Below are 25,524 nucleotides of genomic sequence, written 5' to 3'. Positions count from 1 at the left end.
CGGAGACGCGTATGCGCAGGAGAACGCTGATCGCCGGTGCGCTCGCGGCGACCCCGATCGTCGCGGGGTGCAGCGGCGGCGGCACGACGTCCGAAAGCACCGCGGCAGGCGGCCGCACGACCCTCTCGTACGGCATCTGGGACCCCGCGCAGGCGCCGGGCATGGCCGCCATCATCAAGGCGTTCGAGCGGGACAATCCCGGGATATCCGTGGAGGTCCAGGTCACGCCCTGGACCTCGTACTGGACGACGCTGCGCACCTCGATGCGCGGCGGCACCGCTCCGGACGTGTTCTGGATGAACGCGGTGAACATCCAGCTCTACGCGGCCAACGGCGTCCTGGAACCCTTGAGTGAACACATATCCCGGGACGGCACACCTGTCGGCAGACACCCGAAGGCGCTCGTCGACATCTACGCCTACGAGGGCACGCAGTACGGGCTCCCGAAGGACTTCGACACCGTCGGGCTCTGGTACAACAAGGCGCTCTTCGACAAGGCGGGCGTGAAGTACCCCGACGAGAGCTGGACCTGGGACGACGTACGGGACGCGGCGCGTGAGCTGACCAACCCGAAGACGCGGGTGTACGGGATCGCCGCCGAGATGGACCGGCAGGCGAAGTTCTATCCGACGATCTTCGGCGCGGGCGGCTATGTGCTCCGCGACGGACGCTCCGGCTTCGCCGACCCGCGCTCCCTCGAAGGGCTGCGGTTCTGGACGGACCTGGTGGACCGGGGCTGGTCGCCGCCGCAGAGCGCCATGTCGGAGGTGCGGGCCCGCAACCTGTACCTCTCCGAGCAGGTCGCGATGAACTACGACCTCTCCGCGATGGCGTCCTTCATGTACGCGACGCCCGCCATCAAGGACCACGGCGGCGTCACCGTGCTCCCCAAAGGGCGCGAGCGGGCCACCGTGATCCACGGTCTCGCCAACGTCATCAGCGCCAAGTCCGCCAAGAAGGAGGCGGCCTGGAAGTTCGTGGACTTCATGGCGCGGCGCGAGGCGGCGGAGATCCAGGCCAAGGGCGGCATCACCATCTCCAGTTACGAGGGGACGCAGGACGCCTGGCTGAAGTCGATGCCGGAGTTCGGCCTCACGTGCTTCATCGACATGCTCGACTACGCGGTCCCGTACCCGAGTTCGCGCAACACCGCCGTCTGGGAGGACCAGGAGTACCTGCTCCTCGGCGCCCCGTTCAGCGGCAAGGGCGGCGTCGAGCAGGCGGCGCGCACGCTCGCGCGGCAGATGGACCGGGCCCTCGACGAGGAGGACAAGTGATGGCCGTGTTCCCGTCGACGGCCGCCGCGGAGGCGGCGGGCCGGATCAGGAAGCCCCGTACCAAGGCCGGGCCCGACGGCGCCACCAAGGGCCCCAACTCCCGTACGCAGAAGGCCGCGTACCTCTTCATCGCCCCGATCGGCATCGGCTTCCTGGTGTTCTACATCTGGCCGCTGATCCAGACGTTCGGGTTCAGCTTCACCCACTTCGGCCCTTTCGGCGGCAACACCTGGACCGGCGGTGACAACTACGCGCGCGTCGTCGGCGACGTCACCGTGTGGCGCGCGCTGGGCAACACGCTCCTGTACGGGGCGATCGGCCTGCTCACCCTGCCGCTCTCGATCGTGGTGGCGGCGCTCCTCAACCGGCGCGGGCTGCGCGGCGTGGGCGTCTACCGGGCGCTGTACTTCATCCCGTTCGTCACGCTCCCGGTCGCCGTCGGCCTCGTCTGGAACTGGCTCTACAACGGCAACTTCGGCCTCCTGAACGAGATCCTGTCCTGGTTCGGCGTCTCGCGGCACTTCTGGGCATCGGACCCGTCGACCGCGCTGTGGGCCATCGGCCTCGTCTCGGTGTGGCAGAGCGTCGGCTACTACCTGATCATCTTCATCGCGGGGATCAAGGGCATCCCGCAGGACTACTACGAGGCGGCGGAGCTGGACGGGGCGGGCCCGGTGCGCCGCTTCTTCACGATCACGCTGCCGCTGCTCAGCCCGAGCATCTTCTTCGCGGCGGTCATCTGCGTGATCAACTCGCTCCAGATGTTCGACCTCATCTACGTGATGATGTCCCCGACCAACCCGGCGCTCGGCTCCACCCAGTCCGTGGTCAGCCTCTTCTACCAGTGGGCGTTCCAGCAGAACAACCAGGGCGCGGCGGCCGCACTCGCGTTCCTCCTCATGCTGCTGACCGCGGCGCTGACCCTCCTGCAGTTCCGCCTCCAGAAGAAGTGGGTGCACTATGCGTGACCGCCTGCGCGGACTGAACGGCGGCTCGATCGCCACGCACGCCCTGCTCTCCCTCGGCGCGCTCGTCATGGTCTTCCCGTTCCTGTGGCAGCTCCTGACGGCGCTCAAGACGCTGCCGGAGGCCGTGCACGTACCGACGACGTTCTTCCCCGAGCGGTGGAACTGGACGGCGTTCCACGACGTGTTCACCGCTCTGCCGTACGGGGAGATGCTCGGCAACAGCCTCATCAACACGGTCGGGCGGACGGTGGGGCAGCTCGTGTTCTGCTCGCTCGCCGCGTACGCCTTCGCCCGGATGCGGTTCCGGGGGCGGAACGTGCTGTTTGCGCTGTTCCTGTCGGTCCTTCTCGTCCCGTCGTCGCTGCTGATCCTGCCGCAGTACGACATCGTCCAGCGGCTCGGGCTGCTGAACTCGCCGCCCGCGCTGTTCCTGCCCGGCATGTTCAGCGCGTTCGGCACCTTCATGCTCCGCCAGTTCTTCCTCTCCCTGCCGCGCGAGCTGGAGGAGGCGGCGCGGATCGACGGCGCGGGCCCGTTCCGGATCTTCTGGTCGATCATGCTGCCGCTGATCCGGCCCGCGCTCGCGGCGCTGGCGGTGATCACGGCGATGTGGTCCTGGAACGACCTGCTGTGGCCGCTGGTCGTCAACACCGACCCGGCGAAGATGCCGATCAGCGCCGGGCTGACCTCCCTGGAGGGCCAGTTCGAGACCAACTACCCGGTCATGATGGCCGGTTCGCTGATCGCGAGCCTGCCGATGATCCTGCTCTACCTGTTCCTCCAGCGCCACTTCGTGCAGGGCATCGCCCAGAGCGGCACGAAGGGCTGACCCGTCGCATCAAGACTCGTCACATGCGAGAAAGGACCTACATGGCACACCTCGACGTGGGCCTGATCGGCGCAGGCGGCATCGCCCGCGCCCATCTGCCCGCCTGGACGGAGCTGGGCGCACGCGTCACGATCCTGTCCACCGACGGCCACGCGGACAAGCTGGCGGCGCAGTATGCCGCGTCCGGCGCGACCGCCGTGCACAGCCTCGACGAACTCCTCGCACGCAGCAGCGTCGTGGACGTGTGCACCCCGACCTTCACCCACCGGCACCTGACCCTGGAGGCGATCGCGGCGGGCAAGCACGTCGTGTGCGAGAAGCCGCTCGCGCTGACCGCCGCCGAGGCGCAGGAGATGGCGGACGCCGCCGAGGCCGCCGGGGTGCTGCTGTTCCCGGCGCACGTCGTGCGGTACTTCCCGGCGTACGCGGCGCTCGCGCACTCCGTGGCGGCGGGCCGTGTCGGACCGCCCGCCGTGCTGCGGTTCAGCCGCTCGGGCCGCTACCCGGTGTGGGCGCCGTGGTTCAGCGACCCGGCGCTCTCCGGCGGCATCCTCGTCGACCAGATGATCCACGACTTCGACCTCGCCCGTCTGCTCGCGGGCGAGGTCGTCCGCGTCCACGCCCAGGTCCGCGGCCGTCAGGAGCCGGGCGCGGTCGACGGGGACGTGGCGACCGGCACCGCCGTCCTCACCCACGCGTCCGGCGCGATCAGCCACGTACTCGGTGTGTGGGGCCCGCCCGACCTGGCCTTCCGTACGACGTTCAGGGTCGCGGGGCCCGGCGGCTTCCTGGAGCACGACTCGACCGCCCAGACCGGCTTCCGGGTCCTCGCGCAGGGCGTGCGGCCCCTCGGCGAGGGCATCCCCGGCAGCCCCATGACGGAGAGCCCCTACCTGACGGAGCTGCGGGACTTCGCCACCGCCGTCGCGGGCGGGCCCCCGCCGCGGGTGTCGGCGCGCGACGGCGTCGAGGCCGTCCGGATCGCGGCCGCGGCCGCCGAGTCCGCCCGCACCGGAAAGCCCGTCGTACCCCACGCCGTCGAGGGAGCCGCGCTGTGAAGGACCTGAAAGTCGGGGTGCTGTCGTTCGCCCACGTCCACGCGGGCGGCTTCGCGCGCCTGCTCGCCTCGATGGACGGCGTACGGGTCCTCGCCGCCGACCCCGACACGGACCTGGCGGCGCCCGGCGAGGTCCGCGGCAAGGACTTCGCGGCCCAGCTCGGCGTCGACTACGTCGACACGTACGAGGAACTGTTCGCCTGGGGACCCGACAAGGTGGTGGTCTGCTCCGAGAACGCCCGCCACCGCCCCCTGGTCGAACTCGCCGCCTCGCACGGCGTGGACGTGCTGTGCGAGAAGCCGCTGGCCACCACGGTCGAGGACGGCGAGGCCATGGTCGAGGCGTGCCGGGCGGCCGGGGTCCGGCTCGCGGTGGCGCACCCCGTGCGGTTCAGCCCGGCCTACCTGGCGGTGCGGGCGGCGGTGCGGGCGGGGACGGCGGGCGAGGTGCTCACGGTGTCCGGCGCCAACAACGGCTACATGCCGGGCGCGCGCCGCCGCTGGTTCACCGATCCGGAACTCGCGGGCGGCGGCGCCCTGATGGACCACACGGTCCACATCGCGGACCTCCTCGACGATCTCTTCGACGCCTCCCCGGTGACCTCCGTCTACGCGCAGACCAACAACGTCCTGTACGCGGACGACGAGGACGTCCCGGTCGAGACGGCGGGCCTGCTCACCCTCACCTACGCGAACGGCGCCGTGGCCACCATCGACTGCTCGTGGAGCCAGCCGCAGCACCACCCCGCCTGGGGCGGCCTCGCCATGCAGGTGATCGGCGACCGGGCCACCATCGAGATGGACGCCTTCGACCAGAAGCTGCACGGCTTCAGCGAGGCGTCACGCTCGGGCATCGAACTCGCCTACGGGGTCGACCTGGACGCGCTGATGCTGCGCGCCTTCCTGTACGGCACCGGCGACGGCACGGCCCCGGTCGGGGTCACGGACGGTGCGGCCGGGCTGCGCACGCTGCGGATCGTGGCCGCCGCGTACGAGTCGGCACGGGAGGGGCGGGCGGTGACCCTGGGGTAGCGGGGGCGATGTCACAGGGGGTGGAGCGGGCAGGTGGCACGAGGCGGGTCCGGAGTGCGGCAGGATGGCCCGGCGTGCGGTGCTCTCCGGGCGCCGCACCCGCCTCACCCCCCTACAGAGCTATCGAGCGAGAACACGTGACGAAACATCACATAGCCGCCCTCAGGACCGCGTTGTGCCCGGGAGGTGCCCGGTGACCCGTGCGGTCGAACTCCATGACCTGATCATCGCCGGCGTCGCCCTGGTCGCGGGCCTCCTGGCCGGGCTGCTCCTCAAGATCCTGCTGCGCTGGCTCGGCGAGCGGGCGAAGCGGACGCGCTGGAGCGGTGACGACGTGCTCGTCGACGCGCTGCGCACGCTCGTGCCGTGGGCCGCCGTCGCCGCGGGCGCGGCGGTGGCCGCCGCCGCGCTGCCGCTGACGGCCCGCACGACCCGCACCGTGAACATGACGCTGACGGCGTTCCTCATCGTCGCGGCGACGCTCACCGCCGCCCGGATCGTCACCGGGCTCGTCCGGGCGGTGGCGCAGTCCCGCGCGGCGGTCGCCGGATCGGCGACGATCTTCGTGAACATCACACGGGTCGTCGTCCTCGCGATGGGCTTCCTGGTCGTCCTGCAGACGCTCGGCATCTCCATCGCCCCGCTGCTCACCGCCCTCGGCGTGGGCGGCCTCGCGGTGGCGCTCGCCCTCCAGGACACCCTCGCCAACCTCTTCGCGGGCGTGCACATCCTCGCCTCGAAGACGGTCCAGCCCGGCGACTACATCAGGCTGAGCAGCGGTGAGGAGGGCTATGTCGTCGACATCAACTGGCGCAACACCGTGGTCCGCCAGCTCTCCAACAACCTCGTGATCATCCCGAACACGAAGCTGTCGGGCACGAACATGACGAACTTCAGCCGTCCCGAGCAGGACATGACGCTGACCGTGCAGGCGGGCGTCGGCTACGACAGCGACCTTGAGCACGTCGAGCGGGTGACCGTCGAGATCGTCACCGAGGTCATGAAGGACGTCGAGGGCGCGCTCCCCGAGCACGAACCGGCCGTGCGCTTCCACACGTTCGGCGACTCCCGGATCAGCTTCACGGTGATCCTCGGCGTCGGCGAGTTCAGCGACCAGTACCGGATCAAGCACGAGTTCATCAAGCGCCTGCACCGCCGCTTCCGCGAGGAGGGCATCCGCATCCCGGCGCCGACACGGACGGTGGCGCTCGCGCAGGGCAGCGCCCCTGTGGTCATCCCGCACCAGCGGGACGCCTCGGAGGCGCCGCTCGTCTAGCCCGGCCGCAGCACCTCGCCGATGACCCGTTCGGCGGTCCGTGCCATGAACGGGTTGGACCCCCGGTAGTACGCGAGTTCGTGCGCGGCGACGGTCAGGGCCCAGCCCCGGCCGCGCTTCCAGGTCTCCGCGTCCAGCCCGACGGCGTCCCGGAACAGACGGCGCCCGGCGCCGTCGAGGACGTACCAGGCCACGATGAGGTCGACGGCGGGGTCACCGGCGCCCATGCACTCGAAGTCGATGACGGCGCTGAGCCGCCCGTCCTTGACGAAGAGGTTGCCGGGCTGGAGGTCGGCGTGGAGCCACACGTCGGGGTGCGGGCCGCGCGGGGTGCGCACGGCGTCGTCCCAGAGGTTGAGCGCGGCCGCGCTGTCGATGGTCCCGGCCAGTCGGTGGAGCACGTCACGGGTGTCGCCGTCCCGCTCGGCGAGCGGGCGGCGCCCCCGGTAGGCGGCGGGGGCGCCGGCGGTGTCGACGCGGCGCAGGGCGGCCACGAACGCGGCGAGGTCCCGGGCCAGCGCCTCCGGCTCGCTGAGACTCCCCACCTCGGGGATCGCCCCGGGCAGCCACCGGTGCACCGCCCACGGGTAGGGGAACCCGCGCCCCGGGCGCCCCTCGGCGACGGGCTCGGGCACGGCGACCGGCAACCGCGCGGCAAGGTGGGGCAGCCAGCGCCGCTGCCCGGCGAGGTCCGGCACGGCCCCGCGCACGCGCGGCAGCCGCACGACGTGCTCGTCCCCGAGCCGGTACAGCACGTTCGACGTGCCGTGCGAGCGCACCTGGCGCAACGGCAGCGCGGCCCACCTCGGGAACTGCTCGTCGACCAGGCCCCGTACGAGGTCCTCGTCGATGTCGGGCTCGTCGGGATGCAGTTTGGGTACGGCCATGGTGCCCTTCCGCGGCGGAACGACTGTGGGGCCGGTTCGGATTGCTCCGAACCGGCCCCACAACCTGCGACTTTCTCAAGTCGGGACGACAGGATTTGAACCTGCGACCCCTTGACCCCCAGTCAAGTGCGCTACCAAGCTGCGCCACGTCCCGATGTCGGCTGCCGGCTCGGTCGAGTCCCGTCCGGCGGCGACAGACAGAACAATACCCCAAGCTCACGGCTGGTTTGAAACCGATCACGCGGATGCCGTGCGACGTGCGCGAGAATCGGCGGATGAGCACTTCGCGAAGCGGCGGCCGGGACCGGGACGAGGAGGGCCGGGCGCGCAACGCCCGCCCCCGCGACGGCCTCGGCCGCCCCCTCCCCTACGGCTCCCCCGGCGTCGAGCGTCAGCCGGAGGGGGTCGTGCGCACCCCCGCCGAGACCGTCACGGAGGCGCAGGAGCTGCTCGACGCGGGCCGCCCGTTCCACGCCCACGAGGTCTTCGAGGACGCCTGGAAGTCGGGCCCGGACTCCGAACGCGCCCTGTGGCGCGCCCTGGCCCAGGTGGCGGTGGGCCTCACCCACGCAGCCCGGGGCAACGCGAGGGGCGGCGCCCGCCTGCTCCGCAGAGGCGCGGACGGCCTGGCGGCCTGGCACGGCGAGGCACCGGGCGGCCTGGACCCGGCGGCGGTGACGCGATGGGCCAGACAGCTGGCGGCGCAGGTGGACGATGACGCCACCCCCGTGGAGGCGGCCACCTACGCACCCCGGCTACGGGGAACCGCCTAGGGGCGCGGGGAACTGCGCGACCAGCCACACACGAGCGGCACGCGCCACCGGAGAACCACCCCCACGGCGCCAGGGCGTCACCAGTCCGGCCGCAACGAACATGCGCCCAGCCCCACCCCGACGGACCCTGCATAAGTGACAGCCACCGCAGAAACCCAGGCCCCGCCCTACCTGGACCAGCGCCGCCGCAACATCGTCTTCGCCACGATCGTCCTCGGCATGCTCCTCGCCGCCCTCGACCAGACCATCGTCGGCACCGCCCTGCCCACGATCGTCTCGGACCTGGGCGGCGCGGCGCACATGTCGTGGGTGGTGACGGCGTACCTCCTCGCGGAGACGGTCGCCACGGTGCTCGTCGGCAAGTTCGGTGACCTCTTCGGGCGGAAGGTGGTCTTCCAGGTCTCGGCGGTCGTCTTCATCACGGGCTCGTTCCTGTGCGGCCTCGCGGGCAACATGTCGCTGCTCATCGCGTGGCGGGCGATGCAGGGGATCGGCGCGGGCGGCCTGATGGTGACGGCGATGGCGCTGATCGCGGACGTCATCCCGTTGCGCGAGCGCGGCAAGTACCAGGGCGCGATCGGCGCCGTCTTCGGGGTGGCGACGGTGATCGGCCCGCTCCTCGGCGGTCTCTTCACGGACCACCTGACCTGGCGCTGGGCGTTCTACGTAAACGTACCGATCGCGATCGTCGTGGTGCTCGCGGCGGCCCGGACGATCCCGGTGGTGAAGTCGGCGGCCCGCCCGGTCATCGACTACCTCGGCATCGCGCTCGTCGCGATCGGCGCGAGCGCGCTGATCCTGGCGACGAGCTGGGGCGGCAACGAGTACGCGTGGGGCTCGGCGACGATCATCGGCCTCTTCGCGGGCGGCGTCGTCGCGCTCGGCCTGTTCTGCTGGGTGGAGACGCGGGCGGCGGAGCCGATGCTGCCGATGCGCCTGTTCGCCAACCCCGTCTTCACGGTCTGCTCGATCCTCAGCTTCGTCGTGGGCTTCGCCATGCTCGGCGCCATGACGTTCCTGCCGACGTACCTGCAGTACGTGGACGGGGACTCGGCCACGATCTCCGGCGTGCGGACGCTGCCCATGGTGATCGGCCTGCTGATCGCGTCGATCTTCTCGGGCAACGTGGTCAGCAAGACCGGCAAGTACCGGCTCTTCCCGATCATCGGCTCGCTCGTCATGGCGCTCGGCCTGTACCTCCTGTCGCTGATGGGCCGCTCGTCGGGCGTCTGGCTGGAGTCGCTGTACATGTTCGTGCTCGGCGTCGGCATCGGCCTGTGCATGCAGGTCCTGACGATCGCCGTGCAGAACACCGTGGACTACGCGGACCTGGGCACGGCGACCTCCGGCGTCACCTTCTTCCGTACGCTCGGCAGCTCCTTCGGCACGGCCGTCTTCGGGACGATCTACGCCAACACCCTCAAGCCGAATCTGTCGGACGGGGTGGCGGAGGCGGCCCGCGCCGGTTCCGGGGTCGATCCGGCGACGCTCGCCAAGGCCGCGCAGAACCCCGGCGGCCTGCACGCGCTCCCCGACGCCGCGCGCACCCCCGTCGTCGACGCGTACGCGGACACGCTGCACACGGTCTTCCTGTGGACGGTGCCGGTGGCGCTGATCGGGTTCCTGGTGGCGCTGTTCCTCAAGCAGGTGCAGTTGCGCGACAGCGCCCGCATGGGCTCGTCGGACATGGGCGAGGGCTTCGCGCAGCCGACCACCGGGGACAAGGCGCACCTCCTCGAACGCACCGTCGGCTCCATCGTGCGGTCGACGGACCTGGCGACCGCACGGCGCATCCTCAGGGACTCCGACACCCGCCTGGACATCGCGGGGGCCTGGGCGGTGATGCAGGTGGAGTTCTTCACGCGGATGGTCGGCCACGCGAGCCTCGGCATGATCGCCGCGCGGCGCGCACTGCCGCCGGAGGTGCTGGTGCCGGTCTTCCAGCGCATGGTGGACGAGGGCTATCTGTCCCGTACCGGGGTGTACTTCTCGCACACGGCGGCGGGGCGCCGCGAGACGGACGTCATCAGCGCCGCGTGGGGTTCGTGGCTGGCCGACCGGGTCGAGGAGGACCTGGGCCGGCCCGCGGACGACGAGCTGCGGGCGGCGGTGGACACGATCGCGAAGCGGCTGCTCGCCGAGGACCTGCAACAGGGCCTCCCGAACAAGGCGGGTTCGGACCGTACGCTGAGCCCGGCGTGACGCGCGTCGGCTAGCGCAGGAGGAGTTGCAGGCCGCCGACCACCGTTGCCGCGATGACCAGCCGCTCGAAGAGAAGTTGGTTGATGCGGTTCACAGCCCATTTGCCGAGCAGGGCGCCGGGCACGACAAACGCCGCCAGGGCCGCGTCGAGCAGCAGCGAGCGTCCGTCGATCAGTCCGAGGCCGACGCTGAACGGCACCTTCGCCGAGTTCACGATGAGGAAGAACCAGGCGGAGGTGCCGAGGAAGCCCAGCTTCCGGAAGCCTGCCGAGAGCAGGTACATCGACATGACGGGGCCGCCCGCGTTGGCGACCATGGTGGTGAAGCCGCCGAGCACTCCGTAGGAGCCCGCCTTGACGCGGGCCGCGCGGGTCGGCGTCCGTTCGGCCTCCGGGGCCTCGGGGCCGTCGGCCTTGCGGCGCCGCCACAGCGTGACGCCCGCCATCAGCAGCAGGATCGCGCCGATGGACGTCCGCACGGCGCCGTCGTCGGCGAAGGCGAGGAAGGCCGTGCCGAGCACCACTCCCCCGGCGACGGCCGGGAACAGCCGCCACAGGGTCGGCCAGTGGGCGTGGCGCCGGTAGGTGAGGACGGCCAGGACGTCGCCGAAGATCAGGATCGGCAGGAGGACGCCGGTGGAGGCGCGGGCGGGCAGGATCGCCGCGAACACGGCGAGGCTGACCGTGTTGGCGCCGCTGACGGCGGTCTTGGAGAAGCCGACGAGCAGCGCCGCGGCGGCCAGGGCGGCGAACCCCCAGGCGGTGATCCCGAACAAGTCGTGCATGGCTGGTCGATGGTAGCCCCACCGACCCCGCGCCTACTGACCCCCGTACACCGCCCGCAGCTCCCGCTTGAGGATCTTCATGCTGGGTCCGAGCGGCAGCCGTTCGGTCAGCTCGACGCGGCGCGGGTACTTGTGCTTGCCGAGGTGCTCCTTGGACCAGGCGGTCAGCTCCGCCGCGTCGAGGGTGGCGCCGGGCTTGGGGACGACGACGGCGCAGACCTCCTCGCCGTGCACGTCGTCGGGGAGGCCGATGACGGCGGCGTTGCCGACGCCGGGGTGGCGCATCAGGACCTCCTCGACCTCGCGCGGGTACACGTTGTAGCCGCCGCGGATGATGATGTCCTTCTTGCGGTCGACGATGCGCAGATATCCGTCGGCGTCCTTGGTGCCGAGGTCGCCGGTGCGGAACCAGCCGTCGACGAGGGCCTCGGCGGTCGCCTCGGGGCGGCCGAGGTAGCCGGTGAAGACGCAGTGGCCGCGGACGACGACCTCGCCCAGCTCGTCGGTGGGCAGGAGTTCGATGCGGTCCTCGACCTCGGCCCGCGCAATCTCCACGTCGACGCCCCACAGCGGCTGCCCGATGGTGCCGGGCCGGGCGCCGAAGATTGGCTGGTTCGCGGCGGCGGCCGGGGAGGTCTCGGAGAGGCCGTACCCCTCGTGGACGGTGGCGCCGAACGCCTTCTCGAAGCCTTCGAGGACGGCTACGGGGAGCGATGCACCGCCCGAGATGCAGATCTTGAGCTGCGGCAGCTTCTCGACGTCCGGCGCCGCCGCGAGCAGGTTCACGTACATCGTCGGGACGCCGTGGAAGGTGTTGACGTTCTCGGCGACCATCAGCTCGATCGCGCGGTCCGCGTGGAAGCGCGGCAGGAGGACGAGGGTGGCGCCCGCGCGCCAGGTCGCGTTCAGGGAGACGGTCTGGCCGAAGGCGTGGAAGAGCGGCAGCGCGCCGAGGGCGATGTCGTCGGCGCGCACGTCGTTGGCGTCGAAGGCGCTGACCGTGGCGTTCATGACGAGGTTGAGGTGGCTCAGCTCGGCACCTTTGGGGACGCCGGTGGTGCCGCTGGTGTAGAAGATGACGGCCGGGTCGTCGGCCTCGCGGGTGACGTACGACGGCAGCGGCTCGGCGGCGGCCGTCAGTCGCTCCAACTCACCGACGGCGGAGAGCTGCACCATCCGCACCCCCGCCGCCTCCGCCGCCGCCTCGCCGACCGCGGCCTGCGCCGGGTGGCACAGGAGCAGCGTCGCCCCGCTGTCGGTGAGGACGTGCCGCACCTCCTCCGCCGACAGGAGCAGGTGTACGGGGACGACCACCGCGCCCGCCGCGAGCGCCGCGTAGTAGGCGCGCGGGAACTCGGCCGTGTTGGGCGCCATCAGGGCGACCCGGTCCCCCGGCTGGAGGCCGAGCCCGACGAGGGCGGCGGCCTGCTTGCGGGCCTGGAGCCACAACTCCGCGAAGGTGAAGCGCTGTTCGCCCTCCACGAGGCCGACCTTGTCGGGGCGGCGGCGGGCGGACTCGGCGAGGATCGCGGCGAGGGAGAGGGTTGCCATGGGGGTGGTGCTCCGTTCGGTGCTGACTTCTGGTGCGGCTCTGAACCAGGTCGCTGCGGCGCTCGGCTAGCGGGCGCCGCCGTTCACGTACAGGGTCTGGCCGCTGACGTAGGAGGCGTCGTCGCTGGCGAGGAAGGCGACGACGGCGGCGATGTCCTCGGGCTGTCCGACGCGGCCGAGCGGGGTGCGTTCGGCGGCGAGCCGCTGGTGCTCGTCGGCGGTGGAGCCGACGCGCTCGGCGGTGGCGGCGGTCATGGCGGTGGCGATGTAGCCGGGCGCCACGGCGTTGACGTTGATGTCGAAGCGGCCCAGCTCGATGGCGAGGGTCGCGGTGAAGCCCTGGATGCCGGCCTTGGCGGCGGCGTAGTTGGCCTGGCCGCGGTTGCCGAGCGCGGAGCGCGACGACAGCGAGACGATCTTTCCGTACCGCTGCTTCGACATGTACTTCTGCGCGGCCTGCGAGCAGGTGTAGACGCTGGTGAGGTTCACGTTGATGACCGTGTCCCAGTCGGTCTTCGGCATCTTGAAGAACATGCCGTCGCGCGTGATGCCCGCGTTGTTGACGAGGATGTGCAGTCCGCCCAGGTCCTCGTGGAGCTGCGCGAAGGTGGCCTCGACGGCGTCCTGGTCGGTGACGTCGCAGCCGTAGGCGCGGGCCGTGCCGCCCTTCGCCTCGATCGCGTCGACGGTGGCCTGCGCGCGCTCGGCGGTGAGGTCGATGACGGCGACCGCCGCGCCCTCCTCGGCGAGGCGCAGGGCGGTGGCCGCGCCGATGCCCTGCGCGGCGCCGGTGACGACGGCGACGCGCCCGGTGAACCTGCTCATTGCTGTATGACTTCCTTACGCCGTGGGTGGGTTCAGCCGCGCTCGACGAGGACCGCGCTGCCCTGGCCGACGCCGACGCACATGGTGGCGAGGCCGCGGGAGGCGCCGGTGCGGCGCAGGCGGTGCAGCAGGGTGGTGAGGATGCGGGCGCCGGAGCAGCCGAGCGGGTGGCCGAGGGCGATGGCGCCGCCGGTGGGGTTGACCAGGTCGGGGTCGATGCCGAGGCCGTCGACGCAGGCGAGGGCCTGCGCGGCGAACGCCTCGTTGAACTCGGCCTCCTCGATGTCGCCGATGGACCAGCCGACGCGGCCGAGCGCCTTCTGGGTGGCGGGGACCGGGCCGATGCCCATGACGTCGGGGTGGACTCCGGCCGAGGCTCCGGCGACGTAGCGGCCGAGGGATTCGAGGCCGAGGTCGTTGAGGGCTTCCTCGCTGACGATTAGGAGGCCGGCCGCGCCGTCGTTCATCGGCGAGGCGTTGCCCGCGGTGACGGAGCCGCCCTTGCGGAAGACGGGCTTGAGGCCGCCCAGCTTCTCCAGGGAGGTGTCGGGGCGGATGCACTCGTCGGCGTCGACGACCACGCCGTCGGGGCGGGTGACGGGCAGGATCTCGGCGTCGAAGAGGCCGTCCTTGCGGGCGGCGGCGGCCCGCTGGTGGCTGCGGAGCGCGAAGGCGTCCTGGCGCTCGCGCGAGATCCCGTACCGGTCCGCGACCTCCTCCGCCGTCTCCCCCATCGCGAGGACGCCGTGCAGGTCCTTCATCGCCGGGTTGACCAGGCGCCAGCCGAGGCGCGTGTCGTAGGTCTGCATCTGGTGCGGCAGCGCCTCGTCGGGGCGGGGCAGCACGAAGGGGGCGCGGCTCATGGACTCGGAGCCGCCCGCGAGGACGATGTCGGCCTCCCCGGCGGCGATGGTGCGGGCCGCCGTGGTGACGGCCTCCATGCCGGAGGCGCAGAGCCGGTTGACGGTGGCGCCGGGCACGGACTCGGGCAGGCCCGCGAGGAGGGCGGCCATGCGGGCGACGTTCCGGTTGTCCTCGCCGGCCTGGTTGGCGGCGCCCCAGTAGATGTCGTCGATCCGGGCCGGGTCGAGTCCGGGCACGTCCGCGAGCACGCCGCGCACCACGGAGGCGGCGAGGTCGTCGGGCCGGATCGTGGAGAGCGCTCCGCGGAGCTTGCCGATCGGGGTGCGGCGGGCGGCGGCGAAGTGGACGGAACGCACGGTCAGCTCCCAGGGCCAGGGCCAGCGGTTAATTAGCACTGCTAGTTTTGGACTATAGACCCGGCGCGGGGCAGCTGTGAAGGGGAGCCCGGACGATCATCCGGTGATCAAATGGGGACATGCCGTGATCAAAAAGGTGGGCCCGGTTCCGGATCTCAGGGCTGACCCTGATGTACCCGCCACGGGCCCGCCCTACATTGGTGGTCCGGCACCGCTCCGCGGACGACGACGGGGGACCACGGGGGAAAACGGGGGACGACGTCGTCTCCGGAGCGGACAGCCGGAACCTCTCGCACGTATCCGTGCGGCCGTAGCTGGGGGGCTCGGCCGCACGGATACGCGAGAACCCGGCGCCGGGTGGCTCAGCCGCGCAGGTACGCGAGAACCGCCATGACCCTGCGGTGTTCGAGCAGGTCGGGTTCGAGGCCCAGCTTGCCGAAGATGTTGCGGACGTGCGTCTCGACGGTCTTGCCGCCGATGACGAGCCGCTGTGCGATCGCCTCGTTCGACCGGCCCTCCGCCATCAGGGCCAGGACGTCCCGCTCACGGCCGGTCAGCTCCTCCAGCGGCCCCGCCGTGCCCGGCGCGTTCATCAGCCGGGCCACCACCAGCGGATCGAGCACGGTCTCCCCCGCCGCGACCCGCTTCAGCGCGCTGTGCAGCTCGTCGACGTCGGCGACCCGCTCCTTGAGGAGATAGCCGAACCCCTCGGGCCGCTCGGCCAGCGCCTGCACCGTGGACGTCGTCTCCACGTACTGGGACAGCAGCAGCACCCCGGTACCCGGGTGGGCGGCGCGGATCGCGGCGGCCGCGACCAGTCCCTCGTCGGTGTGGGTCGGCGGCATCCGGATGTCGAGCAGCACGGCGTCCGGCTCGTGCGTGGCGACGAGCGCGAGCAGCGGCCCGGTGTCCGCACACTCCGCGGCCACCTCGACCCCCTCGTCGGTGAGGAGCCGCACGATCCCCTGTCGAAGGAGCGCCGAGTCCTCGGCAACGATCACCCGCACGGAAGCTCCGCCCTGATCCGGGTCCCGCCGCCCGCGGGACTGTGTATGTGCAGTACGCCGTCGACGGCGGCGAGCCGGTCGGCGAGGCCGCGCAGCCCGGTGCCGCGCGAGGTGTCGGCGCCGCCGATCCCGTCGTCGACGGTCTCCACGACGAGCCGCCCGTCCTGATGGCGGGCCGAGACGCTGACGGCGCGGGCCCCCGCGTGCTTGGCCGCGTTCGACAGCGCCTCGCAGACGGTGAAGTAGGCGGTGGTCTCGACGAGGGGTTCGTAGCGGCGCGGCTCGGCGGCGACGACGACCGGCAGCGCGGCCTCCTTCGCGAGCGCGGTCAGCGCGGGCCCGAGCCCTTCGCGGGTGAGGACCGCCGGATGGATGCCCTGGGCGAGGCCGCGCAGCTCCTCGATGGCGAGCCGCAGACTCGACTCGGCCTCCCCGGCGGCGGCGCGCAGCGTCTCGTCGGGGTGGTCCGCGAGTCCCCGCTGGACGCGCCGCACCGACATGAGGGCGAAGACGAGGCGGGCCTGCGCCCCGTCGTGCAGGTTCCGCTCAAGGCGGCCGCGCTCGGCGTCGGCGGCCTGGACGATGCGGCTGGCGACGTCCTTGGCGCGGGTGCGCAGCCACACGTTCTCCAGGGCGAGCCGCAGCGCGGCGGCGACGGACTCAAGCAGCTCCGGGTCCTCGTGCAGGGCCGGATCGTGGTGCAGCAGCGCGAGCGGCCGCCCGTCGGCCGCGCGCACCGGGGTCCGCCCCGGCCCCTCGGGGCTCACTTCGCCACCGGCCCCGTCCACGTACGCCCGCCGCTCCTCGCGCCACAGCCCGAGCCGCAGCGTCGGGTCGCCGAGGACGCGGACCAGCGCCTCGCGCACCCTCGCCGGGTCGGGGTCGGCGCCAACGTCGATGACGAGCCCGCTGACCTCGGCGCGCTGCAGATGCATCCGCAGGAGCCCGGCGAGGAAGGCGAACGGAACGGCGACCTGCGCGAGGTCGGAGAGCAGATACACCGACTGCTCGGCGACGGACCCGACCTCCCCGAACCACGGCACGACGTAGAACAGCATGTCCCACATCAGGAACACGACGGCGATGCCGATGCCGATCCAGGCGGGCAGCAGCGCCCGCCTGCGCGCGGCGGACGCGTGGCGCCAGCGCAGCACGATCGCGACGGCCGCGACCACCGAGACCGCCCAGCCCGCCGCGTGGTAGGCGGCGTCGAAGGCGTCGAACGCGCCGTGCCACGACGGTACGAGGAGGAGGTTCGGGCCGCAGTCCCGGCAGTCCAGGTAGGTGGCCCCGGTGTCGGCCGCCGGATCGAACATGAGGGTGCGCACGAGGCCGCCGACAGCGACGAGAGCGTACGCGCACTGCACCAGGCGGCGCGTGAGGACCGTGGTGAGCCGCCCCTCGGGGAAGGACAGGACCAGATGCAGCAGCACGGCCATGTTCAGCGCTTCCCACCACGCGCCGAAGGCGAACAGGGCGGGCACCGCGGTGCCCTGCAGATTGCCGAAGAACCAGGTGATGCCCTCGATCACCATGAGCCGGCCGGTGTTGTTGGCGGGCCTGCGCCGCCAGGCCATCATCCCGGCGACCACGTACGCCCAGCCCACCGCGAGGTCCCGCACCAGATCACCCGCGGACGCGCCCGCCCGCGCGTACGCCCACGACCCCGCCGCACCCGACACGACAGCGACCCCGGCGGCCCCGGTCAGGCGCAGCCGAACCGCCCGCTTCCCCTGACTGTCCACGCGCCACACCGTAAGCCATTCGGGTGCACGGGGTGCAACGCGTTCGTAGTGTAGAGCGCACCCGGGACGGGGAGACGGGGGGATCGATCGTGGGGTCACGCGGGTTGCTGTCGTTCGCGGACGCGCTGGAGTTGCTGGGGGTGGACTCCGAACGGGTGGCCGCGCTGGACCGGGCGCTCGGCGGGGCCCTGAACGTGGCCACGGGTGGGGTGAGCGGGACGGTGCTCGGCATCGTCTCGGGGCGCGGGCGGATCATCGGGGCGGGCCGGGACGCGGTGCGGGGGCTCGGCGAACGTCTCGGGCGCGCGACGGCGCGGGCCGAGCGGACGGAGGTGCTGCGGGCGGCGCACACGGTGATCGTGGTGGTGGCGTGGTTCGAGGCGCTGGGCGCGGCCGAGCTGCCCCTGTCGCTGGACGAGGTGGAGCTGACGCGGGACGAGCAGATGACGGTGGCCGGAGCGCGCGCCGGGGAACACCTGGTGCGGGAGCTGCTCACGCTGGACCTGCCGTACCCGGAGCCGCACGAGGACTTCCACGCCTACCTGACGCTCTGGTACCAGGGCCTCGCCTCACGCTTCGCCGCGTTCGTGAGCGGCCTCGCCCTGTGGGAGCGGATGACGGAGACGCAGCGGGACGCGTTCCACGGGACGACCGTGCGGGAGGTGCCGCCCGCCGCCGTGGCGCGGTACCGCGCCCTGTACGCGCAACTCTGCTTGGCGGCGCCCGACCCCGTGTTCCGCAATCTGGGTCCGGCGGTGCTGACGTTCGTGCCCGGGGAAGGGGCGCCGGCGACATCCCTCGCGCACGATCTGCTGTGCCTCCTGCTCGACGACGCGCGGGCGACCCCCGCCGCCGAACTCGCCGCCTGCTACACGCGGGTCCTGCGCGGCATGAGCACGCTCCCGGGGCACTTCGCCGCGCTCGACCGCGTGGTGGACCTTCTGCTCACCGCGTACCACCGCGACCGGGAGCGCTTGCCCGCCGTCGTCACGGAGCGGGTCGAGGAGTTCATCGCGCTCGCCGTCGACTTGGCCCACGCGGAATCCCGTGTGCCGCAGCCGACTCGGCTGCGTCTCCGCCGCGTCCTCGCACGCCACTACCCCAGCCTCTTCTCCACCTGACCGTCCCCCCGGATCAGCCCCAGCACCCGGCTCCGCAACCCCACGAACCTCTCGTCCGCCCGCGTCACCAACTGGTCCCGCTCCAGCGGCAGGTCGACGGGGACCTCTTCCCGGACCACCGTCGGCGAAGGGGTCAGGATCAGTACCCGCTCCCCCAGGTACACCGCCTCGTCGATGTCGTGCGTGACGAAGAGCACCGTCATGCTCCGCTCCCGCCACAGTCCCCGCACCAGATCCTCCAGCTCCGCCCGCGTCTGCGCGTCCACCGCCGCGAACGGCTCGTCCATCAGGAGCACTTCAGGCTCGTAGGCGAGCGCCCGTGCGATGGCGACGCGTTGCTGCATGCCGCCGGAGAGTTCCCAGGGGTAGGCGCGGCCGACCCCGGCGAGGCCGACCGCGCCGAGGGCTTCGGCGACCCGTGCGCGGCGTGTCGTGCGGGAGAGGGACCGGCGCTGCCGCAACGGCAGTTCAACGTTCTCGGCGACCCGCATCCACGGGAACAGGCTCCGCCCGTACTCCTGGAAGACGACGGCCAGCCCGGGGCGCGGGCCGGTCACCGGGGAACCGTCCAGGGCGACCGTGCCGTCCGTGGGGCGGAGCAGGCCCGCCACGCACTTCAGGAGCGTCGTCTTTCCACAGCCCGACGGGCCGACGACGCACACCAGCTCGCCGTCGGCCACCCGGAACGTCAGGTCCCGCAGCGCCTCCACGCTCCGGTGCCCCGACCCCTCGTAGACCTTCCGGAGCCCCTTGACCTCAAGCACCGCCGCTCCCCGCCCTCCGTCGTGCGCCCCGCGAGCCGTGGTACCAGGCGAGCACCCGCCGCTCGACAAGGCTGAACAGGAGTGCGAGGGCGACGCCGAGCAGACCGAGGACGAGGATGCCGGTCCACATCTCGGGGACGGCGAAGCCGCGCTGGAACTGGACGACGGTGTAGCCGAGGCCGTTGCTCGCGGCGAACATCTCGCTGATGACCATGAGGATGACGCCGATGGAGAGGGCTTGGCGCAGGCCGGTGAAGATCTGCGGGCTCGTCGAGGGGAGGATCAGGGAGCGCAGGCGGGCCGCGCCCGTGACCCCGTACGCGCGCGCCGTCTCCGTCGCCACCGTGTCTACCGCCCGCACCCCGGCCACCGTGTTGAGCAGGACCGGCCAGACGCAGCCCGAGGCGATGACGGCGATCTTCATCGTGTCGCCGATGCCCGCGAAGAGCATGATGACGGGGACGAGGACCGGCGGGGGCACGGCGCGCAGGAACTCCAGGGCCGGTTCGCAGACGGTGCGGGCCGTGCGGGACAGGCCGATCCCGACGCCGAGGAGCACGCCCGCGAGCGCCGCCGAGGCGTACCCGGCCGCGAGCCGCAGCAGGCTCGGCACGACGTCGGTACGGATGCGGTCCGCCGTCCATACGTCGTCGAAGCGGGCCAGGATCGTGCGGAGCGGCGGCGCGTAGACGCTCCGGCTGGAGTCGGAGGCCAGCCACCAGACGGCGACGAGGAGACACGGCAGGCCGAGGGTGAGGAGGACCGCACGGACCGTACGGACCGTCTTCGTGATCATGCGGGGGTCGCCTCCCTCCGTACCGACTGGTGCCAGACCAGGGCGCGTCGCTCCACCAGGCGCGCCCCCGTGTTGATCAACACCCCCATGCATCCGGTGACCACGATCAGCGCGTACATCTCGGGCACCGCCTGCGAGGTCTGCGCGACGGCGATGCGCGTACCCAACCCCGGTGCGCCGATGACGAGTTCGGCGGTGATGGCGAGGATCAGGGCCACGGCCGCGGCGAGCCGGACGCCCGTCATCACGTACGGCAGGGCGGTCGGCCACACGACGTGCCGGACGCGGGCCCAGGTGCCGAGGCCGAAGGCGCGGGCGGTGTCGTCGGCGACCGGGTCGACGTCGCGGACCCCGTCCAGGACCTGCACGAGGACCTGCCAGAACGCGGCGTAGACGACGAGGAGCAGCACCGAGCGCAGCTCCGTGCCGTAGAGCAGGACGGCCAGCGGGATGAGCGCCACGGACGGGATCGGGCGCAGGAAAGCGACCGTGGAGGCCGTGATCTCACGCAGATACGGGACGGTCGCCATGGCCACTCCCGCGACGACCCCGGCGAGCGTCGCGAGGGCGAGGCCGACCGCCCAGCCGGTGAGGGTGGAGCCGAGGGCCGTCCAGAAGGCGGGGTCGGTGAGTTCGTCGCCGAGGGCGTTCATGGTGGTGGTGAAGGGCGGGAAGTAGGCGGGGTCGACGAGACCGGTGCGCGCCACCGCCTCCCACAGCGCCGCGCACGCGAGCAGTCCGAGGGCGCCGAGGATCACGGAAGGAGCGCGTTCAGGTCGGGGGCCTTCCTGAACTGGCCGTCCTTCTGCCCGAGTTCGGCGAGTTTTTCGATCGAGGCGCGGTTGGCGGTCTCGGGCCAGCGCGGCAGGATCAGGTCGCCGCGGAGCGAGTCGGGGATCTTGGTGTAGGTGGTGAGGATGGACCGCGCCTCGTCGGGGTGCTTGTCGGCGTAGGCGAGGGACTTCTTGGTGGCGGCCGTGAAGCGTTCCACGATGTCGGGGTGGTTCTTGGCGTAGGTGGTCGAGGTGAAGTACATCGCCACGGTGAGGTCGGGGGCGGTGTCGGTGAAGTTGGAGGCGATGACGCGGCCGCCCTGCGCCTTGACGGTGGCGAGGGCGGGCTCGACGACCTGCGCCGCGTCGACCTGGTCGCCGGAGAGGGCGGCGGGCATCTGGTCGAAGGCCATCTCCACGAACTTGACCTTGGAGGGGTCGCCGCCGGCCTTGCGGACGGACTCGCGGACGGTGGTGTCATTGATGTTCTTGAGCGTGTTGACGGCGACCGTCTTCCCCTCAAGGTCCTTGGCGGTCTTGAGGGGACTGTCCTTATTCACGACGACACCGCCGAAGTCGGCGCCCGGCTTGCCGGTGGAGTTGACGCCGTTGACGACACCCTCGACGGGGACGCCGTTGGACTGGGCGATCATCAGCGACATGACGTTCGAGAAGCCGAACTGGGTCTGCCCGCTGACGACGGAGGGCACGATCGCCGCGCCGCCCTGCGCCGTGGACAGGGCGAGCCGGAGCTTGTGCTCGCGGTAGAAGCCCTTCTGCTGGCCGAGGTAGATCGGCGCGACGTCGAGGATCGGGATGACGCCGAGCTTCACCGTCGTCTCCCCCGCTGCGTTCGTGGGCGAGCGTGAGCCGTTGGCGCCCGAGTCGGAGTCGGAATCGCAGGCCGCCGCGGTCGTGAGCGAGACCGCGGCGGCGAGCGCGAGGAAGGTGCGACGGGTACGACGAGTGCGACCGGTGCGAGACATGGATCCCCCCTGGGACTCAGCGGGAACATAGAGCCCGCGCCCCACCGGGTCAATGCCGATGACTGCCCCCTTCACACAGGGGCGGGCATTGCGATGTGATGCTGACTGACGCATAAGTCAGGGGCGCAATAGCCTCGTGAAACAGCCAGTTTCTCGGGAACGGGTGTTGAGTTCTGCTCAACACCTGACTAGGGTCGGGCCGCGTGGAGACCACCGACACCGCCGCCCGGGTCCGCGAGGTCATCGCGGCCGTGGGCGTCAGCCAGCGCGAGTTCGCGCGCCGCATCGTCATGGACCCGTCGAAGCTGTCCCGGTCGCTGAGCGGCACCCGCCGCTTCACCGCGGCCGAGCTGGCACGGATCGCCGACGAGGGGCGGGTGGACGTCGGCTGGCTGCTCGGCACCCGCTCACCCCGGGAGCGGGAGCAGGCACCGGCCGTCGCCGCGCCCGTCGAGGGCGGGCGGCCGCTGCAGATCGTCCGCGAGACGGTCCGGCTGATCGCCGAGCACGGTTTCCACGCGGTGCGGGTCGCGGACATCGCCCGCGCCTGCGCCACCAGCACCGCCGCCATCCACTACCACTTCCCCGGCCGCGCCGACCTCCTCGAAGCCGCCGTGCGCTGGTGCATGGACGAGGACACCGCACGCCGCGCCGCGCGCCTCGCCTCGGCGGACGACGCGGTCGCGGAGCTGGCCCAGCTCATCGAGTTGCAGACGCCGCGCACCGCGCAGCAGCGCCGCCAGTGGGCGGTCTGGCTCGATCTGTGGGCGGAGGCGGCGCGCTCCACGGCGGTGGGCCGGCTGCACGCCGAGTACTACCGGCAGTGGCGCGAGACGGTCGCCGACGTCGTACGGAGAGGGGTCGCGCAGGGCGTGTTCCGCGCGGCGACGGACCCGGAGGCGGCGGCGCTGACGCTGACCGCGCTGATCGACGGTTTGGCGACCCAGGTACTGGCCTCGGGGATCGCCCCCGCCGCGATGCAGACAGCCCTGGAGACACACGTGAGAACGGCGCTGCTGAAAGCCCCGTAAGGGGCGCGGGGAACGGCGCGAGCAACCACACACGGCCCGCACCCGCGCACACCACAACAGCCCAACGGCGAGAAGGCCACACGGGAGGCCCCCACATGCCCATCACCGAGAACGTCATCATCACCTGCGCCCTGACGGGCGCGGGCGACACCGTCCGCAAGAGCCCCCACGTCCCCGTGACCCCGGAGCAGATAGCCCAGAACGCGGTGCAGGCCGCACAGGCAGGCGCCGCCGTCGTCCACATCCACGTACGTGATCCGGAGACCGGCGCCCCGTCCCGCGACCCGAAGCTGTACCGCGAGGTCGTCGAGCGGATCAGGGAGACCGGCACCGATGTCGTCATCAACCTCACCGCGGGCATGGGCGGTGACCTGGTCGTCGACCCCGACGACCCGCTGACCCATCTCCCCGGCACCGACCTCGTGGGCGGCCTCGAACGGCTCCCGCACGTCGAGGAGCTGCTCCCCGACATCTGCACGCTCGACTGCGGCTCCCTCAACTTCGGCGACGGCTCCAGCCTGTACGTCTCCACGCCCGACATGCTCCGGGCCGGCGCCCGTCGCATCCAGGAGCTGGGGGTGCGGCCCGAGCTGGAGATCTTCGACACGGGACAGTTGTGGTTCGCCAAGCAGTTGCTCGCCGAGGGGCTGCTCGACGATCCGACCGTCTTCCAGTTGTGCATGGGCATCCCGTGGGGCGCGCCGGCCGACCCCGGCGTGCTCCAGTCCATGGTGAACATGCTGCCGGACGGCGCCCGTTGGGCGAGTTTCGCGCTCGGGCGGATGCAGATGCCGTGGGTGGCGCAGTCGATCCTGCTCGGCGGTCACGTCCGCGTCGGCCTGGAGGACAACCTGTACCTCGGCAAGGGCAACAAGGTGACCAACGCGCAGCTCGTCGAGCGGGCCGTGACCATCACCGAGTCGCTCGGCACGCGCGTCGCGACTCCGGACGAGGCGCGCGAGATGCTCGGCCTGCGTGCCCGGAAGGAGAACCGCTGATGAGCCCGGTCACTCCGGAAGAAGTGCGCCGTGTCGCCTGCGTCGGCGCCGGTGTCATCGGCGGCGGCTGGGTCGCCCACTTCCTCGCCCGTGGCTACGACGTCACGGCCTGGGATCCGGCACCGGACGCGGAGCCGAGGCTGCGCCGCCTGGTCGACGCGGCCTGGCCCGCGCTCACTCGGCTGGGCCTCGCGGAGGGCGCGTCCCGCGACCGCCTCACGGTGGCCCCGAGCCTCGAACTGGCCGTGGAGGACATTGAGTTCGTGCAGGAGAGCGCACCCGAGAAGCTCGATCTCAAGCGTGATCTGCTCGCCCGGCTTGACGCGGCGGCCCCGCCCGGTGTCGTCATCGCCTCCTCGACCTCCGGCTACCCGATGACGGACATGCAGACGACGGCCGCGGACCCGTCGCGCCTGGTCGTCGGACACCCGTTCAACCCGCCGTACCTGATCCCGCTCGTCGAGGTCGTCGGCGGTGAGCGGACGGACGCCGCCGCCGTCGCGTGGGCCTCCCGGTTCTACGAGGTGGCGGGCAAGTCGGTCATCACCATGGAGCGCGAGGTGCCCGGGTTCATCGCGAACCGGCTCCAAGAGGCGCTGTGGCGCGAGGCGTTGCACATGGTCGCCAACGGTGAGGCGACGGTACGGGACATCGACGCGTCGATCACCGAGGGGCCCGGCCTGCGCTGGGCGGTCATGGGCCCGATGCTGACGTTCGCCCTCGCGGGCGGCGAGGGCGGCATGGCGCACATGCTCGACCACTTCGGCCCGTCCCTGAAGGCGCCCTGGACCCGCCTCGACGCGCCGGAACTGGACCGGGCCCTGTACGACGCGGTGGTCGCCGGGTGCGACGACGCGGCGGACGGGCGCACCATCGCGGACCTCGTGGCCGAACGCGACCAGGGTGTCATCGCCGTCCTGCGCGCGACGGGCCGCCTCGGCCGGAAGGGGGAGGACCGTTGATCCCCCTTCTGCACCGCACGGTCCACCCCGAGTGGATCGACTACAACGGCCACATGAGCGAGGCGTTCTACGTCCTCGCCTTCGGCCACGCCACCGACGCCCTGATGATCGAGGCGGGCCTGCACTCCGCGTACCGCGAGTCGACCGGCTGCTCCCTCTACACGGTCGAGTCCCACCTCCGCTTCCTCCGCGACGTCCCCGAGGGCGCCCACCTCGCCCTCCGCACGCGCGTACTGGGCGCCGCCGCGAGGAAGGCGCGGTTCACGCACGAGATGTACGTGGTCCAGAACGCGTCCGGCACCCCGGCCCCGGACGCGGAACCGGTGGCGACGACAGAACTGCTCGCACTCCACGTCGACCAGCGGGCGAGCCGCGCAACCGAGTTCCCGCCCGCGATCCGGGAACGGTTCGTGGAACTGACGGAGCCGGCACCGGAGTGGGCGGGGAGGTCGATCGCGGCGGTGGGCTGAGGAAGACGCGTCCGGGGCGCTTCGCGGCGCCCGGAAACGGCGTGTGCGGGCCCCTGGCATCCGAGAACGGCACCGTCCGGTCACCTCGCGGGCCGGCGCTTCGCGGCGCCAGGGAACGGCGGGTGCGAAACTCTGGCAGCCGAAAACGGCGCCGTCCGGGCACCTCGCGGGGCCCGGAACGACGCTCGTC

Annotated in this window: 24 protein-coding genes and 1 tRNA gene; 13 read left to right on the top strand and 12 right to left on the bottom strand. The window is 71.9% G+C overall.

Annotated elements, in window-relative coordinates:
- The first annotated feature begins 11 nt into the window (after positions 1–11).
- The 6 genes from ABZ877_RS14345 to ABZ877_RS14320 all read left to right on the top strand — a co-directional run bounded on the left by ABZ877_RS14345 (position 12) and on the right by ABZ877_RS14320 (position 6,439).
- Positions 12–1,277 carry a sugar ABC transporter substrate-binding protein gene (locus ABZ877_RS14345; protein ID WP_361069635.1) on the top strand — a complete coding sequence of 422 codons (1,266 nt, stop codon included), beginning with the start codon at positions 12–14 and terminating at the stop codon, positions 1,275–1,277.
- Positions 1,277–2,245, top strand: coding sequence for a sugar ABC transporter permease (locus ABZ877_RS14340; protein ID WP_361069632.1), 969 nt, complete (start codon positions 1,277–1,279; stop codon positions 2,243–2,245). The genes ABZ877_RS14345 and ABZ877_RS14340 overlap by 1 nt, the downstream gene beginning before the upstream one ends.
- Positions 2,238–3,074: a carbohydrate ABC transporter permease gene (locus tag ABZ877_RS14335; RefSeq protein ID WP_361069629.1), complete on the top strand. Its 837-nt coding sequence runs from the start codon at positions 2,238–2,240 to the stop codon at positions 3,072–3,074. Before ABZ877_RS14340 ends, ABZ877_RS14335 begins: the two co-directional genes overlap by 8 nt.
- Positions 3,075–3,097: 23 nt before the next feature.
- Complete coding sequence (locus tag ABZ877_RS14330; protein WP_361069626.1) at positions 3,098–4,132, top strand: Gfo/Idh/MocA family oxidoreductase; 1,035 nt, start codon at positions 3,098–3,100, stop codon at positions 4,130–4,132.
- Positions 4,129–5,163: a Gfo/Idh/MocA family oxidoreductase gene (locus tag ABZ877_RS14325; protein ID WP_361069624.1), complete on the top strand. Its 1,035-nt coding sequence runs from the start codon at positions 4,129–4,131 to the stop codon at positions 5,161–5,163. The genes ABZ877_RS14330 and ABZ877_RS14325 overlap by 4 nt, the downstream gene beginning before the upstream one ends.
- 193 nt (positions 5,164–5,356) lie before the next feature.
- The gene (locus tag ABZ877_RS14320) at positions 5,357–6,439 is read left to right on the top strand and encodes a mechanosensitive ion channel family protein (protein ID WP_361069622.1); all 1,083 of its coding nucleotides are present in this window, start codon (positions 5,357–5,359) and stop codon (positions 6,437–6,439) included.
- Here ABZ877_RS14320 and ABZ877_RS14315 read toward each other — a convergent pair.
- On the bottom strand, positions 6,436–7,326 hold the full coding sequence (locus tag ABZ877_RS14315; RefSeq protein WP_361069619.1) for an aminoglycoside phosphotransferase family protein: 891 nt from the start codon (positions 7,324–7,326) through the stop codon (positions 6,436–6,438). The two genes, ABZ877_RS14320 and ABZ877_RS14315, sit on opposite strands and share 4 nt — an antisense overlap.
- An 80-nt stretch (positions 7,327–7,406) precedes the next feature.
- Positions 7,407–7,480: transfer RNA gene (locus tag ABZ877_RS14310), tRNA-Pro, on the bottom strand.
- Between the two features lie 121 nt (positions 7,481–7,601).
- Between ABZ877_RS14310 and ABZ877_RS14305 the strand changes: the two genes are divergently transcribed.
- Positions 7,602–8,099, top strand: coding sequence for a DUF309 domain-containing protein (locus ABZ877_RS14305; RefSeq protein WP_361069616.1), 498 nt, complete (start codon positions 7,602–7,604; stop codon positions 8,097–8,099).
- Between the two features lie 135 nt (positions 8,100–8,234).
- Entirely contained in the window at positions 8,235–10,301 is a 2,067-nt protein-coding gene (locus tag ABZ877_RS14300) for an MDR family MFS transporter (protein WP_361069613.1), read from the top strand.
- A gap of 10 nt (positions 10,302–10,311) precedes the next feature.
- Here ABZ877_RS14300 and ABZ877_RS14295 read toward each other — a convergent pair whose 3' ends face one another.
- The 6 genes from ABZ877_RS14295 to ABZ877_RS14270 form a co-directional block, all read right to left on the bottom strand.
- Positions 10,312–11,085, bottom strand: coding sequence for a sulfite exporter TauE/SafE family protein (locus tag ABZ877_RS14295; RefSeq protein WP_361069610.1), 774 nt, complete (start codon positions 11,083–11,085; stop codon positions 10,312–10,314).
- Positions 11,086–11,118: 33 nt separating this feature from the next.
- Positions 11,119–12,636 (bottom strand): long-chain fatty acid--CoA ligase, encoded by a 1,518-nt coding sequence (locus tag ABZ877_RS14290; protein ID WP_361069607.1) that lies wholly within the window; start codon positions 12,634–12,636, stop codon positions 11,119–11,121.
- A gap of 66 nt (positions 12,637–12,702) precedes the next feature.
- Complete coding sequence (gene fabG, locus ABZ877_RS14285) at positions 12,703–13,461, bottom strand: 3-oxoacyl-ACP reductase FabG (RefSeq protein ID WP_361069605.1); 759 nt, start codon at positions 13,459–13,461, stop codon at positions 12,703–12,705.
- 32 nt (positions 13,462–13,493) lie between these two features.
- Positions 13,494–14,681 (bottom strand): thiolase family protein, encoded by a 1,188-nt coding sequence (locus tag ABZ877_RS14280; protein WP_361069602.1) that lies wholly within the window; start codon positions 14,679–14,681, stop codon positions 13,494–13,496.
- Between the two features lie 362 nt (positions 14,682–15,043).
- The gene (locus ABZ877_RS14275) at positions 15,044–15,682 is read right to left on the bottom strand and encodes a response regulator transcription factor (protein ID WP_361069993.1); all 639 of its coding nucleotides are present in this window, start codon (positions 15,680–15,682) and stop codon (positions 15,044–15,046) included.
- A complete protein-coding gene (locus ABZ877_RS14270; RefSeq protein WP_361069599.1) occupies positions 15,679–17,433 on the bottom strand; it encodes a histidine kinase in 1,755 nt (584 codons plus the stop codon). The genes ABZ877_RS14275 and ABZ877_RS14270 overlap by 4 nt, the downstream gene beginning before the upstream one ends.
- Before the next feature lie 89 nt (positions 17,434–17,522).
- Between ABZ877_RS14270 and ABZ877_RS14265 the strand changes: the two genes are divergently transcribed.
- Positions 17,523–18,554 (top strand): hypothetical protein, encoded by a 1,032-nt coding sequence (locus ABZ877_RS14265; protein WP_361069597.1) that lies wholly within the window; start codon positions 17,523–17,525, stop codon positions 18,552–18,554.
- Here the strand turns inward: ABZ877_RS14265 and ABZ877_RS14260 are convergent.
- From ABZ877_RS14260 to ABZ877_RS14245, 4 genes are read right to left on the bottom strand one after another with little or no spacing between them, the layout of a single operon-like run.
- Complete coding sequence (locus tag ABZ877_RS14260; RefSeq protein ID WP_361069594.1) at positions 18,530–19,318, bottom strand: ABC transporter ATP-binding protein; 789 nt, start codon at positions 19,316–19,318, stop codon at positions 18,530–18,532. The genes ABZ877_RS14265 and ABZ877_RS14260 overlap by 25 nt on opposite strands.
- A complete protein-coding gene (locus ABZ877_RS14255; RefSeq protein WP_361069591.1) occupies positions 19,311–20,114 on the bottom strand; it encodes an ABC transporter permease subunit in 804 nt (267 codons plus the stop codon). Before ABZ877_RS14255 ends, ABZ877_RS14260 begins: the two co-directional genes overlap by 8 nt.
- Entirely contained in the window at positions 20,111–20,869 is a 759-nt protein-coding gene (locus ABZ877_RS14250) for an ABC transporter permease (protein ID WP_361069990.1), read from the bottom strand. The genes ABZ877_RS14255 and ABZ877_RS14250 overlap by 4 nt, the downstream gene beginning before the upstream one ends.
- Complete coding sequence (locus ABZ877_RS14245; protein WP_361069588.1) at positions 20,869–21,873, bottom strand: ABC transporter substrate-binding protein; 1,005 nt, start codon at positions 21,871–21,873, stop codon at positions 20,869–20,871. Before ABZ877_RS14245 ends, ABZ877_RS14250 begins: the two co-directional genes overlap by 1 nt.
- Positions 21,874–22,076: 203 nt before the next feature.
- Here ABZ877_RS14245 and ABZ877_RS14240 point away from each other — a divergent pair, with 203 nt between their 5' ends.
- The 4 genes from ABZ877_RS14240 (at position 22,077) to ABZ877_RS14225 (ending at position 25,334) form a co-directional block, all read left to right on the top strand.
- Complete coding sequence (locus tag ABZ877_RS14240) at positions 22,077–22,904, top strand: TetR/AcrR family transcriptional regulator (protein ID WP_361069585.1); 828 nt, start codon at positions 22,077–22,079, stop codon at positions 22,902–22,904.
- Between the two features lie 95 nt (positions 22,905–22,999).
- The gene (locus ABZ877_RS14235) at positions 23,000–23,902 is read left to right on the top strand and encodes a 3-keto-5-aminohexanoate cleavage protein (protein WP_361069583.1); all 903 of its coding nucleotides are present in this window, start codon (positions 23,000–23,002) and stop codon (positions 23,900–23,902) included.
- On the top strand, positions 23,902–24,864 hold the full coding sequence (locus ABZ877_RS14230) for a 3-hydroxyacyl-CoA dehydrogenase NAD-binding domain-containing protein (RefSeq protein ID WP_361069580.1): 963 nt from the start codon (positions 23,902–23,904) through the stop codon (positions 24,862–24,864). The genes ABZ877_RS14235 and ABZ877_RS14230 overlap by 1 nt, the downstream gene beginning before the upstream one ends.
- Entirely contained in the window at positions 24,861–25,334 is a 474-nt protein-coding gene (locus ABZ877_RS14225) for a thioesterase family protein (RefSeq protein ID WP_361069577.1), read from the top strand. The genes ABZ877_RS14230 and ABZ877_RS14225 overlap by 4 nt, the downstream gene beginning before the upstream one ends.
- The last annotated feature ends 190 nt before the right edge of the window (positions 25,335–25,524 follow it).

It is taken from the genome of Streptomyces sp. NPDC046939 (assembly GCF_040644575.1).
In the GTDB taxonomy this organism is placed as follows: domain Bacteria; phylum Actinomycetota; class Actinomycetes; order Streptomycetales; family Streptomycetaceae; genus Streptomyces.
This window is presented reverse-complemented; position numbering and strand designations above follow the sequence as displayed.

Coding starts and splice junctions, on each gene's coding strand:
- ABZ877_RS14345 (WP_361069635.1), top strand. CDS start 12: ATGCGCAGGAGAACGCTGATCGCCGGTGCGCTCGCGGCGACCCCGATC.
- ABZ877_RS14340 (WP_361069632.1), top strand. CDS start 1,277: ATGGCCGTGTTCCCGTCGACGGCCGCCGCGGAGGCGGCGGGCCGGATC.
- ABZ877_RS14335 (WP_361069629.1), top strand. CDS start 2,238: ATGCGTGACCGCCTGCGCGGACTGAACGGCGGCTCGATCGCCACGCAC.
- ABZ877_RS14330 (WP_361069626.1), top strand. CDS start 3,098: ATGCGAGAAAGGACCTACATGGCACACCTCGACGTGGGCCTGATCGGC.
- ABZ877_RS14315 (WP_361069619.1), bottom strand. CDS start 7,326: ATGGCCGTACCCAAACTGCATCCCGACGAGCCCGACATCGACGAGGAC.
- ABZ877_RS14305 (WP_361069616.1), top strand. CDS start 7,602: ATGAGCACTTCGCGAAGCGGCGGCCGGGACCGGGACGAGGAGGGCCGG.
- ABZ877_RS14295 (WP_361069610.1), bottom strand. CDS start 11,085: ATGCACGACTTGTTCGGGATCACCGCCTGGGGGTTCGCCGCCCTGGCC.
- ABZ877_RS14290 (WP_361069607.1), bottom strand. CDS start 12,636: ATGGCAACCCTCTCCCTCGCCGCGATCCTCGCCGAGTCCGCCCGCCGC.
- fabG (WP_361069605.1), bottom strand. CDS start 13,461: ATGAGCAGGTTCACCGGGCGCGTCGCCGTCGTCACCGGCGCCGCGCAG.
- ABZ877_RS14255 (WP_361069591.1), bottom strand. CDS start 20,114: ATGATCACGAAGACGGTCCGTACGGTCCGTGCGGTCCTCCTCACCCTC.
- ABZ877_RS14245 (WP_361069588.1), bottom strand. CDS start 21,873: ATGTCTCGCACCGGTCGCACTCGTCGTACCCGTCGCACCTTCCTCGCG.
- ABZ877_RS14235 (WP_361069583.1), top strand. CDS start 23,000: ATGCCCATCACCGAGAACGTCATCATCACCTGCGCCCTGACGGGCGCG.
- ABZ877_RS14230 (WP_361069580.1), top strand. CDS start 23,902: ATGAGCCCGGTCACTCCGGAAGAAGTGCGCCGTGTCGCCTGCGTCGGC.